Raw genomic sequence first — 15,171 nt, 5'->3', positions numbered from 1 at the left:
GAGGGGATACTGCTCTAGTGGCTTTAACCCCTCTCTCGACATCATAGATGTCGATCTCTCCCGAGGGAGAGATGACCTCAGGCGCAGCCTCTACTCCGCAGCGATCTGCGTAGGCTGCGGCACACCGGCTTTCTCGCACTCATCCATGATGTCCGAGGCGCGGGCGATGGGGTTGGTCTTGTAGTAGCTGCCAAAGACCACGCCGAAGGGCTCGTTCGAGAGCGTAGCGCCGCCGAAGAGGTCCGCAGACGGCGCTTCTACCTTCTCCAGCGTATCGAGCGAGCCGAAGGAGGGGGCATCCTCGATCATCGCCTGGCGGAGGGCGAAGAGGTCGTCATAGGGCAGGGTATGGCCCACCCGTTCGGACAGGGCACGGAGGATCGCCCAGTCGTCCTTGGCCTCGCCGAAGGGGAAGTAGACCCGGTTGGCCATCTGCACCCGGCCCTCGAGGTTGGCGTAGAGGCCAGGCTGCTCGACATAGGCGGCACCCGGAAGGATGACATCGGCGGTCTTCGCGCCCGCATCGCCGTGGTGGCCCTGGTAGATGACGAAGGCCTTTTCGAGGGCCGAAAGATCCGCCTCGTCGCAGCCGAGATTGTAGACGACCTCGATATCACCGGAGGCCGCACCTTCGAGGATACCGGCGAAGTCGCGGCCGCTTTCACCCGGCAGGAAGCCGAGGTCGAGCGCGCCCACGCGGCCCGCCGCACTGTGCAGCACGCCAAAGCCGTTCCACTCGCCGCCGCTCGCGCCGACGCTCTTCGCGAGCTTGAGCGCCGCCTCCATGACCGCGTGGCCGTCGCCGCGGGTGAGGGCGCCTGCGCCGAGGATGATCAGCGGACGCTCGGCATTGCGCAGCTTCTCCGCGAAGCCGCCTTTCTCATCCATCAGCGTGGAGAGGGTTCCGGCATTACTGCCCAGATGAACGCTCTCATAGGAGAGGTCGTGGTGCTCACCGACGACCCCGACATCGAGGTCCATCTTAGCGAGCCAGTTCTTGCGGATGCGCGCGTTGAGAAGCGGTGCTTCGATACGCGGGTTGGTGCCGATCAGCAGCACCATGTCCGCCTCGTCGATGGCCCCGATACCCGGCGCGAAGGTGTAGGAGGAACGCGGCGCCCGCTCACCGTTCGGCAGCACACCGTAGGAGCCGCCGTCCTGGCGGCAGTCCAGATGCGGCGTGCCGATCTTGCCCATCAGGTCCTTGAGGGCTTTGACCGGTTCGGCGGAGACGAGGTCTCCCGCAATCGCCGCGACCTTCTCCGGCGCGGTGGTCTCAAGCCGCGCGGCGATCACGCCGAACGCCTCGTCCCAGCTCGCCGGGCGAAGCTTGCCCGCCTCGCGGATATAGGGCTTGTCGAGGCGGCGCTTGGCGAGGCCGTCCCAGATGAAGCGCGACTTGTCGGCCAGCCACTCCTCGTTGATGCCGTCATGGACGCGGGGGAGGATGCGCATGACCTGGCGCCCGCGCACATCGACCCGGATGTTCGAGCCCATGGCGTCCATGACGTCGATGGTCTCGACCTTCTTCAGCTCCCAGGGCCGGGCCGTATAGGCGTAGGGTTTGGAGGTGAGGGCGCCCACGGGGCAGATGTCGATGAGGTTGCCGGTCAGCTCCGAGCCGACGGATTTCTCAAGATAGGTGGTGATCTCCGCGTTCTCGCCGCGGTTGACGAGGCCTAGATCGTCGACGCCTGCGACCTCCGTCGCGAAGCGCACGCAGCGTGTGCACTGGATGCAGCGGGTCATGATCGTCTTAATCAGAGGCCCCATATACTTCTCTTCGACGGCGCGCTTGTTCTCCTCGAAGCGCGAGCCGCCCCGGCCATAGGCCATGGCCTGGTCCTGCAGGTCGCACTCGCCGCCCTGGTCGCAGATGGGGCAGTCGAGCGGGTGGTTGATCAGCAGGAACTCCATCACCCCCTCGCGCGCCTTCTTGACCATGGGCGTGTTGGTGAAGAGCTCAGGCGGCTGGCCGTCGGGGCCGGGGCGCAGATCGCGCACGTTCTGAGCGCAGGAGGCGACGGGCTTGGGCGGGCCGCCCTTCACCTCGATCAGGCACATGCGGCAGTTGCCCGCCACCGACAGGCGCTCATGGTAGCAGAAGCGGGGGATCTCCTCGCCCGCTTCCTCGCAGGCCTGCAGCAGGGTGAGGCGCGGATCGACGTCGATCTCGCGGCCGTTGACTTTGATGGTTCGAAGCTCGGTCATGGTCACTCGGTCGTGGGCGCGAAAGAAGTTCTGGGGCGGTTAGAGGATCGGGGCGCAAAGCACCAGTGCCAACGGGGACGCATCTTCGAGGTGGTTTTCCGGGGGAAGACCCTTAACTGACTGGTGGTAGAGGCAGGCGTGCGTTGCTACCGGCGCGTCATTGCCCTAGAGCTGGGCCTGCACGTTTCCTGCACGGGCGCGGGAACGTTGTTCCGAACTGAGAGATCCGCTTTGAGCACCACCGTCCAAACGCCGAGCCGTTCCGATTTCGACTGGCAGCCCTATGCCGTAGGCGGGGCGCTGCTCCTGGCCCTGGTCTTCCTGTTCCATATGGGGATCATGAACCTGTTCGAGCGGTGGGGCATGCAGCAGGAGCTCAGCCACTCCTACTTCATCCCGCTGATCACGGCCTATCTGCTCTGGGACCGCCGCGAGGCCCTGCGCGAGAGCCTGGGCAAGCCGCACTGGGCCGGTCTCGTGATGATCGGCCTCTCGGCGCTTCTGGTGGTGGGCTACCAGACCACGCAGATCTTCCTGATCGAGCAGGTCGGCTTGATCGTCAGCATCTTCGGGGCGGCGCTTCTGTTCGGCGGCGTGTCGTTCACCAGGGCGGCCTTCTTCCCGCTCGCCTTCCTCCTCTTCATGATCCCGCCGCCCTTCTGGATCATCACGGTCACCTCCTGGACGTTCCAGCTCTGGTCCTCCGAGCTCGGCGTGGCGATGATCCGCATGTTCGGCATTCCGGTGCTCCTGACCGGCAACGTCATCGACCTCGGCGTGACCAAGCTGCAGGTGGTCGAGGCGTGCTCCGGTCTTCGCTACCTCTTCCCCTTCCTGAGCCTCGGGGCGCTGGCGGCCTACTTCTATAAAGGCCCGCTCTGGCAGCGCGCTCTGGTGCTGCTCAGTACCATCCCGATCACCATCTTCATGAACAGCTTCAGGATCGCCCTGACCGGCGTTCTGACCTCCGGCGGCGACACCTCCCACACCGAAGGGCTGCTGCACTTCTTCGAAGGCTATGTGGTCTTCATCATGTGCATCGCGATCCTGCTGGGTCTGATCGTGCTTCTCGCCCGCTTCTCTGGCCAGAAGAACGTCCTCGCCACCCTCGGCCCGCCCGAGTGCTCGCCGATCGCGCCCAGGCAGCCTTGGAACCGCAACCTGTTCATGATGATGGCGGGCGGCGCGGCCGCACTCGTCGCGGCGGTCGCCGTCCTGATCCACACCACCGAGCAGCCCAACTACGCCCCCGACCGCGAGAGCTTCGACGGGCTCGCGCTGGAGCTGCGATCCGAAGGCTGGGACGTTCAGGAGAAACCCCTCGACGTTCGTACCGAGGGCGTTCTGGGCGCCGACGACTACATCGTGCTCGACCTGCAGAGCCCCGAAGGCGAGCAGATCAACCTCTACACCGCCTATCTCATGGCGCAGCGCAACGGCCAGTCCTGGCACTCACCGCGTCAGTGCCTGCCCGGCGGCGGCTGGCAGTTCGAGGTGCAGGAGATCGTCTCCCCCGGCGAAGGCAACGCCATGGGCCACGCCTTCAACCGCATCGTCATGAAGAAGGACCAGGTGCGCTACCTCGTCTACTACTGGTACAACCAGCGTGGCCGGAATATCGCCGACGAGATCTGGATGAAGGTCGTCCTCATGTACGATGTGGCCACGACCCAGCGTTCGGACGGCGCTATGATCAGGATGATGACGCCGATCCACCCGGACGAGACGGTGGCCGACGCCGATGCAAGGCTAGCCGAGATCTACAAGGAAGAGCTGCAGCCGAAGCTGCCGGCCTATATCCCTGAGTAATAGGCTGGGCGGTCAGCGCCGGGTAGGCGAGTCAGTCTCGACGACGACGGTGCTCGCACTCGGCGCTCACGATGGTCGCTTGGTCATCTCTCCCTCCGGGAGAGATCGACATCTTCGATGTCGAGTGAGGGCGAGCGGCACACTGAGGTAGCCCCACCAGCGCCCTCACCCGAAGCCTGCATAGCAGGCTTCAACCTCTCCCGGAGGGAGAGGTGGGAAGAGTGTCAGTTCCCTACGAAGATGTTCGAGCCGACCTTCTACTCGGCGGCCATATAAGGCACCTGTACCGCTGCCGGGGCTCTACGGTAGTTCGTGATCTTCTCTTCGATCTCGTGGCGGAAGTGCTGGATGAGACCCTGCACCGGCCAGGCGGCGGCGTCGCCTAGGGCGCAGATGGTGTGTCCCTCGATCTGACCGGCCACGTCGAGCAGCTTGTCGATCTCGCCCATCTCGGCATCGCCTTCGGCCATGCGGGTGAGGACCCGCCACATCCAGCCCGTGCCCTCGCGGCAAGGCGTGCACTGGCCGCAGCTCTCATGCTTGTAGAAATAGGCGATGCGGGCGATGGCTTTGACCATGTCCGTGGACTTGTCCATGACGATGACCGCCGCAGTGCCGAGGCCAGACTGGTGCTCGCGCAGGGCATCGAAATCCATCAGCACGTCGTCGCAGATGTCCTTGGGCAGGCAGCGCACCGAGGATCCGCCGGGGATCACCGCCTTGAGGTTGTCCCAGCCGCCCCTGACCCCGCCGCAATGGCGATCGATCAGGGTCTTGAGCGGGATCGACATCTCTTCTTCGACGTTGCACGGCTTGTTCACGTGGCCTGAGATACAGAAGACCTTGGTGCCGTGGTTGTTCGGGCGGCCGAAGCTCTTGAACCAGCCAGCGCCCCGGCGGAGGATCGTCGGCACCACCGCGATCGACTCGACGTTGTTCACCGTGGTCGGGCAGCCATAGAGGCCCGCCCCTGCGGGGAAGGGGGGTTTGAGGCGCGGCTGGCCTTTCTTGCCCTCGAGGCTCTCGAGAAGCGCCGTCTCCTCGCCGCAGATATAGGCGCCTGCGCCGTGGGCGAGATAGAGGTCGAAGTCCCAGCCGTGGATGTTGTCACGGCCGATCAGCTTGGCCTCATAGGCCTCGTCGATGGCCTTCTGGAGCTGCTCGCGCTCGAAGATGTACTCGCCGCGAATGTAGATGTAGCAGGCATGGGCCTTCATGGCGTAGCTCGCCACCAGGCACCCCTCGATCAGGAGGTGCGGGTCGTGGCGCATGATCTCCCGGTCCTTGCAGGTGCCGGGCTCGCTTTCGTCGGCATTGACCACGAGGTAGTGCGGACGGTCCTTCACCTCCTTGGGCATGAAGGACCATTTGAGACCGGTGGAGAACCCGGCGCCGCCGCGTCCGCGTAGCCCCGACTCCTTCGTCTGGTTTATAATCCACTCAGGCCCCTGATCCAGCATCTCCTTGGTCGCGTTCCACGCGCCGCGCTGCTTCGCGCCCTCTAGGAAGGGGTCGCGCAGGCCGTAGAGGTTCTGGAAGATGCGGTCTTTGTCTTGAAGCATGGGTCGCCCGGTGGCTGTAGAATTCGTGGTTTCGGATGGCAGCTACGGCCTCAGCGCGAAGGGCGCAAGACGGCGCTTGATCGCAGGATTGTCCACCTCCCGCGGCTTGACCCCGAAGCGAGTCGGGAGCATCCGGTTCCGCGAAAGCTGAACACTCGCCCTCATCAAGGAGAGCCCCCTTATGGCCGACACGTCGATCGAGCAGCGCATGGCGGCGGCCATTGCCGCGCTTTCCATGGATGCGGTGGAGAAGGCGAACTCCGGCCATCCCGGCATGCCCCTCGGCATGGCAGACGTGGCGACGGTGCTGTTCACCAAGCACATGAAGTTCGACGCAGCCGAGCCGAACTGGCCGGACCGCGACCGCTTCGTGCTCTCGGCGGGCCACGGCTCGATGCTGCAGTACAGCCTGCTGCACCTCCTCGGCTTTGAGGGCATGACCATCGAGGAGCTCAAGCGCTTCCGCCAGCTCGGCGCGAAGACCGCGGGCCATCCCGAATACGGCCACGCGGTGGGCATCGAGACCACCACCGGGCCTTTGGGCCAGGGCCTCGGCAACGCGGTCGGCATGGCGCTCGCCGAGAAGCACCTTGCGGCGCGCTACGGCTCGGACGTAGTCGATCACATGACCTACACCATCGCCGGTGACGGCTGCCTGATGGAGGGGATCAGCCAGGAGGTGATCTCCTTTGCCGGGCACCAGAAGCTCGGCAAGCTCGTCGTGCTGTGGGACGACAACGACATCTCCATCGACGGCAAGATCAGCCTCTCGGACAAGACCGACCAGATCGCCCGCTTCGAGGCCTGCGGCTGGCGCACCATGCGCTGCGACGGCCACGACATGGAGGCGGTGGACCGCGCTTTGACGGAAGCCAAGGGCTCGGACCGCCCGGTGCTGATCGCCTGCCGGACCACCATCGGCAAGGGCGCGGGTCCGAAGGCCGGAACCTCCGGCGTGCACGGATCTCCCCTCGGCCAGGAAGGCATCGCCGCGGCTCGTCAGGCCCTCGGTTGGCAGCACGAACCCTTCGAGGTGCCTTCGGACGTCATGGAGGCGTGGCGCGAGGCGGGCAGCCGTGGTGCGAAGGCTCGCGGAGAGTGGGAGGACCGGCTCTCGGCCTCCTCGAACAAGGCTGGCTTCGATGCCGCGATGAAGGGCGACCCGGCGGATGCCCTCGCCGCGTTGAAACAGCTTGCGGACAAGGTCGTGGCCGAAGACGCGAAGGTCGCCACCCGCAAGGCGTCCCAGAACTGCCTCGATGTGGTCAACGAGGCGACCACGCTGACCGTCGGCGGCTCTGCGGACCTGACCGGATCGAATAACACCAAGACGGCGGAACTCGGTATTCTCGATGCGGAGAACCCGGCCGGGCGCTATGTCCACTACGGCATTCGCGAGCACGGCATGGCCGCGATGATGAACGGCATGTCCCTGCACGGAGGGGTGATCCCCTACGGCGGCACCTTCCTGGTGTTCGCGGACTATATGCGCCCCTCCATGCGCCTCGCTGCGCTTATGGGAACGAGGGTGATCTATGTTTTGACCCACGACTCGATCGGGCTGGGCGAGGACGGTCCGACCCACCAACCGGTGGAGCATCTCGCCTCCCTGCGCGCCATTCCGGGCCTCAAAGTCTACCGTCCCGCCGACGAGGCGGAGACGGCGGCGGCCTGGGGCGCGGCGCTCTCCTATCAGGGCCCCTCGGTCCTCGCCCTCACCCGCCAGGGACTGCCGATGGTGACCAAGAGCGCGGAAGCCGCGTTCGCCAACACCGGCGCCTATGTCCTGCGTGATGCGGAGGACTACCAGGCCACCATCATCGCCACGGGCTCCGAGGTCGAGATCGCCCTTGCCGCCGCCGACCAGCTCGCATCCGAGGGCACGCCGGTACGGGTCGTCTCGATGAACTGTGCGGAGGATTTCCTCAGCGCGGACGGCACGCATATTGCAGACACGCTCGGCACGAAACCGCGCCTCGGGATCGAGGCGGGCATCCAGATGGGCTGGGGCGAGCTTCTCAGCCTCGGCGGCATAAAATGGGACTTCCTCGGCATGGAGAGCTTCGGCGCCTCCGGCCCCTACCAAGAACTCTACGAGCATTTCGGCATCACGGCCAAGAACGCGGCGGCCAAGGTCCGCGCACTGATCGAAGGAAACTGACATGACCCTGAAAGTTGGCATCAACGGCTTCGGCCGCATCGGACGCCTGACCCTGCGCTCGATCCTGGAGCACAATCGCGGTGACATCGAGGTCGTGGCCATCAACGATCTCGGCCCGGTCGAAACCAACGCCCATCTTCTCGCCTACGACACCCTGCACGGCCGCTTCCCTGGCCGCGTCGAGGCGGGCGACGGCTCGATGACCATCGACGGCAAGACGATCAATGTCTCTGCCGAGCGCAACCCCGCGGACCTCGCCTGGGGCGACAAGGGCGTGGACATCGTCTTCGAATGCACCGGCATCTTCACCGCGCCCGACAAGGCCTCGGCTCACCTCGATGCAGGCGCCAAGCGGGTGCTTGTCTCTGCTCCGTCCACGGCGGATGTGAAGACCATCGTCTACGGGGTGAACCACGACACCCTCTCGGCTGACGACAAGATCGTCTCCAACGGTTCGTGCACGACCAACTGCCTCGCTCCGGTCGCCAAGGTCCTGATGGAGACCTGCGGTATCGAGCGCGGCTACATGACCACGATCCACTCCTATACCGGCGACCAGCCGACCTTGGACACGATGCACAAGGACCTCTACCGGGCGAGGGCGGCGGCGCAGAACATGATCCCCACCTCGACCGGTGCGGCGAAGGCGCTTGGCCTCGTCATCCCCGAGCTGAAGGGCAAGCTCGACGGCTCCTCCGTGCGCGTGCCGACCCCGAACGTCTCGGTGGTGGACCTCAACTTCGTGCCGAGCCGCGAGACCTCCGTCGAGGAGATCAACGGCGCCATGAAGGAAGCCTCCGAAGGCGCCCTCAAGGGTGTTCTGGGCTACACGGACGAGAAGCTCGTCTCCGGCGACTTCATGCACGACCCGCACAGCTCGACCTTCGCCAGCCTTCAGACCCAGATCGTCGATGGCGGCCTCGTCCGCGTGCTGAGCTGGTACGACAATGAGTGGGGCTTCTCCACCCGCATGGCCGACACGGCGCTGGCTATGGGCAAGTACCTCTAAACTAAACATCAGGCGGCGGAGCGGCGCTCTGCCGCCCCGCCATGCGAAAGAACGAGCATGGCTTTTAGAACCATCGACGACCTCGGGGATATCTCCGGCAAACGCGCCCTGGTCCGGGTCGATTTCAACGTGCCGATGCAGGACGGCCGCGTCACCGACGAGACCCGGCTGCTGGCGGCGAAGCCCACCATCGAGCGCCTCGCCGATGCAGGGGCGAAGGTGATCCTTCTCTCCCATTTCGGGCGTCCCAAGGGCGAGGTCCGGCCTGAGATGTCCATGGAGCATGTGGCCCAGGCGGCTGCCAATGCGCTTCAGCGCCGGGTTTCCTTCATCGATGCCACGACCGGCGAGCGGGCGAGGAAGGCCGTGGACCAGATGGCGGACGGCGACATTCTGATCCTTGAGAACACCCGCTTTCACAGCGGCGAGGAGGCCAACGAGCCTGGCTTCGCCGCCGAGATCGCGACGCTGGGCGACGTCTACATCAACGACGCCTTCTCCGCCGCGCACCGAGCGCATGCCTCGACTGAAGGGGTGGCGCGGCATCTTCCGTCTGCGGCAGGTCTCGCCATGGCGCGGGAGCTCGACTATCTACAGGCGGCCCTCGGCCAGCCTGAGCGGCCCATGATGGCCGTGGTCGGCGGGGCGAAGGTCAGCTCCAAGATCGACGTCCTACAGAACCTCGTCACCAAGGCGGACAAGCTGGTCGTCGGCGGCGGCATGGCGAACACGTTCCTCCTCGCCATGGGCTTCGAGATCGGCAAGTCCCTGGCTGAACCCGACCTCGTGCCCACCGCCCAGGAGATCATGGCCAAGGCCACTGAAGCGGGCTGCGACATCCTTCTGCCCAAGGATGTGGTCGTCGCCGAGGAGTTCATGGCCGGTGTGCCCACCAAGGTGCGCGCCGCGGATGCGGTGGAGCCGAACGAGATGATCCTCGACCTCGGCCCGGACAGCGTGAACAGCTATGCCGAGGCGCTGGAGGGCTGCAAGACCCTCATCTGGAACGGCCCCCTCGGCGCCTTCGAGACCGAGCCCTTCCACACCGGCACGGTGGAGCTCGCTCAGTACGCGGCCAAGCTATCCAAACAGGGCAAGCTGACCTCCGTCGCGGGCGGCGGGGACACGGTGGCGGCCCTCGCCATGGCCGATGTGACGGACGACTTTACCTATGTCTCAGCCGCCGGCGGCGCGTTCCTTGAATGGATGGAAGGCAAGGAGCTGCCCGGCGTGAAGGCGCTGGAGAAGTAGTGATCGGGGCAGGCGACTGCCCAACGGAGAAGAAGCGGTGAGGGGAACCCTAGCACCGCCCGAACCCAACGGGGATAAGATGAACAACGAACTTCTGGACGAACTCAACGGCATCGCCCGCACCATGGTGCATCCGGGCAAGGGTATTCTGGCGGCGGACGAGTCGACCGGCACGATTAAGAAGCGCTTCGATTCGATCGGTCTGGAGAGCACCGAGGATAACCGCCGCGACTACCGCGAGCTACTCTTCCGTACCGAAGACGCGATGAGCGAGAACATCTCCGGCGTCATCCTCTATGACGAGACCATTCGTCAGAAGGCTGCCGATGGTACGCCGCTGGTGAAGCTCATCGAACAGGCTGGCTCCGTCCCAGGCATCAAGGTGGATATGGGCGCCAAAGACCTCGCCTTCCACCCCGGCGAGAAGGTGACCGAGGGCCTGACCGGCCTGCGCGAGCGCCTGGCCGAGTACCACCAGCTCGGCGCGCGCTTTGCCAAATGGCGCGCGGTGATCGACATCAGCCGCGGCGGCGACCGCACCATGCCGAGCTACTCCTGCCTCACGGCCAATATGCACGCGCTCGCGCGCTACGCGGCTCTCTGTCAGGAGCAACGCATCGTGCCGATCGTCGAGCCTGAAGTCCTGATGGATGGCGACCACGATATCGACCGCTGCTACGAGGTGACGGAGCAGGGGCTGAAGATCCTCTACACCGCCCTGTTCGAAGCCCGCGTCGCCCTCGAGGGCACGATCCTCAAGCCCAATATGGTCATCGCCGGCAAGAAGTCCGATAAACAGGCGTCCACGGACGAGATCGCCGAGAAGACCGTGCGCTGCTTCCGCAATTCGGTTCCGGCGGCGGTGCCCGGGATCGTCTTCCTTTCCGGCGGCCAGTCCGAGCGTGAGGCGACCGAGAACCTCAACACCATGAACCGGGACTTCGCCGACCAGATGCCCTGGGCACTGAGCTTCTCCTACGGCCGTGCGCTGCAGGCCTCGACGCTCGACACCTGGAAGGGCGATAAGGGCAATGCAGAGGCCGCCCAGCGCGCCTTCGCACACCGGGCCAAGATGAACGGCCTGGCCCAGAAGGGCGCCTGGACCGAGGCGATGGAGGACGAGGCGTAAGTTCCGGTCCGTAGAGGTTACAACTCAATAAGTAGAAAGACCGCCGTGCCCGTGAAGGGTCGGCGGTCTTTTTGTGTGTGCACGAAGTTTGAGGCGCGGGCGGCAACGCACGAACGCGGCTGCCGGAGAGGGTGCCGCACCAGACGATCAACGCGCGGGCAGCCGTCCTACGCTAATCCCTCTTGGCGGCGGCCATGGCGTTGGTGATCGCGACGGTCTCAATACTGACGGTAGTGACCCGCGCCAGAAGGTCGATCACCCGCTCCTTGTGGTCGGCGAAGCGGTAGGTGTCGAAGAGGCGGCGGACGGTCTCGTCGCGGATCTTCTTTTCCTTGTGCTGATCGAGCACCCAGTCGATGGCCGTCCGGTTGCCTAGGACATAGTCCCAGGCCTCTTCGGGCACGCCGGTGAGCTTGGTGTCCGCGTCCAGCGTTATAGTACCCGCCCCGTGATCGCTGCGCAGGATGACCTTGGGGGCGGTGCCCTCGGCGCGGCGGGGGTTCGGCTCGTCGATGCGGGTGAGGGGGTGAGGCGCCACCTCCTCATAGCCGATATGGAGGTCCAGAAGCGTCTGCCCCCAGGCGCACCAGCGCTCGAAGCCTTCGTAGAAGGGGATCCTCGGCAGCTCTCGCTTCAGGTTGATGGCGTAGGTCTCGCGGTAGACCGGGTCGTGCAGCACGGCGTAGCAGTAGGCGAAGATCGCGTCCTTGGTAACCTCCTTGCCGTAGCGCTCCTGGAACTTGCGCAGCGCCCAGTCGGTGATGTTGTCGATCCGCTGGCCTTCGTCGTTGTAGCGGTAGCGTGAAACTACACGTGCGTCGCCTATGAAGTGAAAGTCCATAGCGCGGTCAGATGCTAGGCATCGAAAACTTCCTGCAGCTGGGAAAGCAACATGTTTGTTGTTAATACATCCTTGCTTCTTCCAATATCCTTGTTCATCAATAAGGAGAGGCGATAAGTAAACGTTCCTCTTTCGGAAAGGCCTGTATTCATATGTTTCTACAAATTTCTTATCCAGTTTCTCAGCAAGGTTGCGCTTTCTCTTCCTTTTCAAGTTGCGCGACCACTTCATGCCATTTTCTACGTTCGGTTCGTCAGCGTCGGCGTAGTCAATCAGATGATACGCTACGTTTGCTGCCGTAAGGAGTTCGGTAGCGTCATCTCTCACAACCCATTCATCACGTGCCGTATTTATTCCGTTCCCGTATAATTTGAACACAGCCTTCTGCGGCGCTCCAGGTCTCGCCGACTTCACCTTCTTGTCCGCGAGGGGCAGCAGGTCGTCCCACTCGTTCTCGACCTGGTTGATCCAGTTGCCCCGCGTGGAGGGGGTAACGGTGGTCATTACGCGCTCCGACAGCGGTGTAGATGTCAGCCAAGTGCGCTTATTATCAACGCCAAAGTAATCAGGAACGGCATCGTAGCGAATGAGGGCAGGTTTCTTCTTTCCGCGCTTCTTCTTCTTGACGAAGAAGCTGATGGCTACGCCCACCTTGATCTGATCATCAAAGATGTTTCCGGCTTCCTGACGGCGTCGTTCCCCGCTCGTACGTGCGTTGCCCTTCAGATCGACCACCCAAATCTCATCGAAGACTGCCCCCATCACCTTGCGGAACCCATCGAAGGTTTTGGAGTCCACGAAGCTTGAGTTCGTCACAAACGCGATCACACCGTCATCGCCCAGCCGGTCCGTGGCCCAGCGGAAGAAGCGGGCATACATGTCGTAGACCTTGGTCTTCTGGGCCGTGGACTGCTTGACATAGGTGTCCTTGATGGACTGGTCGATGCGCGGATAGGTGCGGTTCTTGTTGTTCTCGTTCTCGTTCTGCTGGTTGGCGTTGTAGGGCGGGTTGCCGATCACCACACTGATCGTCCGCTTGTTCTGCTCCCGCACGCGCTTGATGTTCTCGTCCGAGACGCCGGCGAACATGTCGTGCTGGTGACCGCGCCTCAGCCCTAGGGCGGCGACGTTGTCGAGGGTATCGACGAAGCAGAGGTTCTCATACTCCTTATACTGACCGGCGATCTCAGCATAGGTCGCCTCGATGTTGAGGTTGGCGACGTAGTAAGGGAGGATCGCCACCTCGTTGGCGTGGATCTCTTTTTCGTATTTGCGGCGCATCTTGTCCGGGGAGCCGCGGAAGCTCTCCAAAAGCTCGCAGACATAGGTGCCCGTGCCGGTGCAGGGGTCGAGGATGTGTACGTCCTCGTCGATCAGCCCGCGGCCGAAATGCTCGCGGCAGAGCCAGTCCGCCCCGTCGATCATGAAGCGGACGATCTCGTTCGGCGTGTAGACCACGCCCAGGCGGTCGGCGGCCTTCGGGTTGTAGATCTGGTAGAAGCCCTCATAGATGATCTTGAGGAACTTCTGCTTCTAGCAGTGGGAGGTGATCGAGGCGGCGGCGGCGCGGATGGCGGCGTAGTAGGGCTCAAGCGCCTTGAGGGTGCCGCGCTTGACCTTGCCCCTGAAGAACAGCTTCTCGAGATCGTAGAGGGTCTTGGCGACGTTGTTCTCGCGGTGGAAATCGCTGTCGTTGAAGACGTGGTTGAAGATGTCCTCGGTCAGGACGTGCTGGATCAGCATCTCGCGGATGTCGGCCTCGCCGATCATCGGATTGATGGTGCTGCGCGCGTGGTCGAGGAAGTCTTCGGCCTTGTCCCTGAAGTCGTCATTGGCGGCATAGGCAGCGCTGATCTGCTCACGCAGCTGCTCGACGACGGCGGGGAGGTCGGCTTGGAACTGGCGCACGGCGGAGCGCCAGTCGCGGATCTCCGGCCGCTCCCAGCGGAAGAACAGGGTCAGAAGCTCGGACAGGCCCTCCGGCTCGGTCATGTCCGTGCGCATGACCGAGCGCCCGTTCTGGCGGAGGACCGCGACGGCTGCGTTCTCGTAGATGATGTTGGTGTCTGGGTAGCCCTTGCGGAGCTTGTCCGCGATCTCTTCGTCGAGATCGTCCTTGGTGTCCTTCGCCTCCCAGTAGCCGTGGGGAACGCGCAGATCGTGGACGATGGTCCCGTCGGGATAGACGGTCCTGTTCTTGGCGGTGGTGTGGGGGTGCTCCTCTAGAAGGTGCAGCTCCTCGCTTCGGCACCAATCCCTGAGGAGGTCTCGGAAGGCAGGGCGGATCGTCTGCTCGTTCACGTGCCCGGCCATCTGCCGAAGACGGCTGAGCTCGTTCAGGAAACCTTGTACTCTTTGTACGCTCACTACCTGCCTCTTCCCCATTCATGCCGATGATGTGCCCGAGTTTGTTAGATTGCGTGGATTTCTGCGGGGAGCCAAGTCGTTACGGCCTCCGCCCTCACGGCTTTCCTATGCCGAACGTTATCTTTCCCGTGCTACATCCTCACTGCTAGCTGCACCGGAGCCCCGCCCTGTTCACCCCTTACGTCTCCAAGAGCCTGCCCGAGCACGAGAACCTCATTCTCATCGCGCGGTTTCCGTGGCTGATGCGGCTTTTGTCCTGGAGCATCCTCTTCGCCGTGGGGATCTGGCCGGTGGCGTGGTTCCTGTGGCGGGCGCTGCAGGGGGAGGCGAACGCGGTGATCGCCGTGGGGTCGATGATGATCGGCACGTTCGGCGGGCTCTTGTTCCTGGTCAGCCAGATCTACATGCAGACCACCGAGTTCGGGGTGACGACCCAGAGGATCATCTTCAAGTCCGGGGTGATCAGCCGCTACACCAACGAGATCCCGCTCTCCTCGCTCGAGAACGTGAACCTGCACCAGAGCATCTTCTCGCGCATCTTTGGCTACGGCAAACTCGAGATCAACGGCTCGGGCGGCTCGGGGGTGTGGACGCCGCCGGTGCAGGACCCCGTGTCCTTGCGGGCCGTCATCTCGGAGGCGCGGATCGCCACGGAGGCGGCCCCCCGGTTCATGGCGAGGCCTCGCCATATCGACCAAGCGCATAACAATGATAGGCGATCATCCTCTAGACCGAAGCCGAACCGGCCCACAGTTTAGAGCATTGCTCCCTAGGAGTGCATGGCAGCGAAAGCCGGTACAGGTTTTGCGTCCGTCATGCACTGAACGACAA

10 protein-coding genes are annotated in these 15,171 nt (G+C 63.8%); 6 read left to right on the top strand and 4 right to left on the bottom strand.

The annotated features are described in order from the left end of the window. Nucleotides 1-90 precede the first annotated feature (90 nt). Entirely contained in the window at nt 91-2,211 is a 2,121-nt protein-coding gene (gene nuoG, locus NOG11_RS05155; protein ID WP_256618619.1) for an NADH-quinone oxidoreductase subunit NuoG, read from the bottom strand. A 231-nt stretch (nt 2,212-2,442) separates the two neighbouring features. On the opposite strand from nuoG, the gene xrtD reads away from it, so the two are divergent. After that, nucleotides 2,443-4,020 (top strand): VPLPA-CTERM-specific exosortase XrtD, encoded by a 1,578-nt coding sequence (gene xrtD, locus NOG11_RS05150; protein ID WP_256618618.1) that lies wholly within the window; start codon nt 2,443-2,445, stop codon nt 4,018-4,020. A 257-nt stretch (nt 4,021-4,277) separates the two neighbouring features. Here xrtD and nuoF read toward each other — a convergent pair whose 3' ends face one another. After that, nucleotides 4,278-5,582 carry an NADH-quinone oxidoreductase subunit NuoF gene (nuoF, locus tag NOG11_RS05145; protein WP_256618617.1) on the bottom strand — a complete coding sequence of 435 codons (1,305 nt, stop codon included), beginning with the start codon at nt 5,580-5,582 and terminating at the stop codon, nt 4,278-4,280. Nucleotides 5,583-5,763: 181 nt separating this feature from the next. On the opposite strand from nuoF, the gene tkt reads away from it, so the two are divergent. The 4 genes from tkt (at nt 5,764) to NOG11_RS05125 (ending at nt 11,132) form a co-directional block, all read left to right on the top strand. Continuing rightward, nucleotides 5,764-7,743, top strand: a complete 1,980-nt coding sequence (gene tkt / locus NOG11_RS05140; RefSeq protein WP_256618616.1) for a transketolase — start codon at nt 5,764-5,766, stop codon at nt 7,741-7,743. Between the two features lies 1 nt (nt 7,744). Continuing rightward, nucleotides 7,745-8,752 (top strand): type I glyceraldehyde-3-phosphate dehydrogenase, encoded by a 1,008-nt coding sequence (gap, locus tag NOG11_RS05135; RefSeq protein ID WP_256618615.1) that lies wholly within the window; start codon nt 7,745-7,747, stop codon nt 8,750-8,752. Between the two features lie 57 nt (nt 8,753-8,809). After that, a complete protein-coding gene (locus NOG11_RS05130) occupies nt 8,810-10,003 on the top strand; it encodes a phosphoglycerate kinase (protein ID WP_256618614.1) in 1,194 nt (397 codons plus the stop codon). Between the two features lie 79 nt (nt 10,004-10,082). Further along, nucleotides 10,083-11,132, top strand: coding sequence for a class I fructose-bisphosphate aldolase (locus NOG11_RS05125; protein WP_256618613.1), 1,050 nt, complete (start codon nt 10,083-10,085; stop codon nt 11,130-11,132). Between the two features lie 172 nt (nt 11,133-11,304). Here the strand turns inward: NOG11_RS05125 and NOG11_RS15115 are convergent, their stop codons facing one another. Then, entirely contained in the window at nt 11,305-13,485 is a 2,181-nt protein-coding gene (locus NOG11_RS15115; protein WP_256618732.1) for a type ISP restriction/modification enzyme, read from the bottom strand. A gap of 21 nt (nt 13,486-13,506) precedes the next feature. After that, the gene (locus tag NOG11_RS05115; RefSeq protein ID WP_256618612.1) at nt 13,507-14,340 is read right to left on the bottom strand and encodes a hypothetical protein; all 834 of its coding nucleotides are present in this window, start codon (nt 14,338-14,340) and stop codon (nt 13,507-13,509) included. Between the two features lie 242 nt (nt 14,341-14,582). Between NOG11_RS05115 and NOG11_RS05110 the strand changes: the two genes are divergently transcribed. Continuing rightward, nucleotides 14,583-15,098 carry a PH domain-containing protein gene (locus tag NOG11_RS05110; RefSeq protein ID WP_256618611.1) on the top strand — a complete coding sequence of 172 codons (516 nt, stop codon included), beginning with the start codon at nt 14,583-14,585 and terminating at the stop codon, nt 15,096-15,098. The last annotated feature ends 73 nt before the right edge of the window (nt 15,099-15,171 follow it).

Origin of the sequence: Parvularcula maris (genome assembly GCF_024505085.1) — a bacterium.
Lineage (GTDB): Bacteria > Pseudomonadota > Alphaproteobacteria > Caulobacterales > Parvularculaceae > Parvularcula > Parvularcula maris.
Note: the sequence above shows the minus strand (reverse complement) of the source record. Positions and strands in the feature narration are given on the sequence as shown.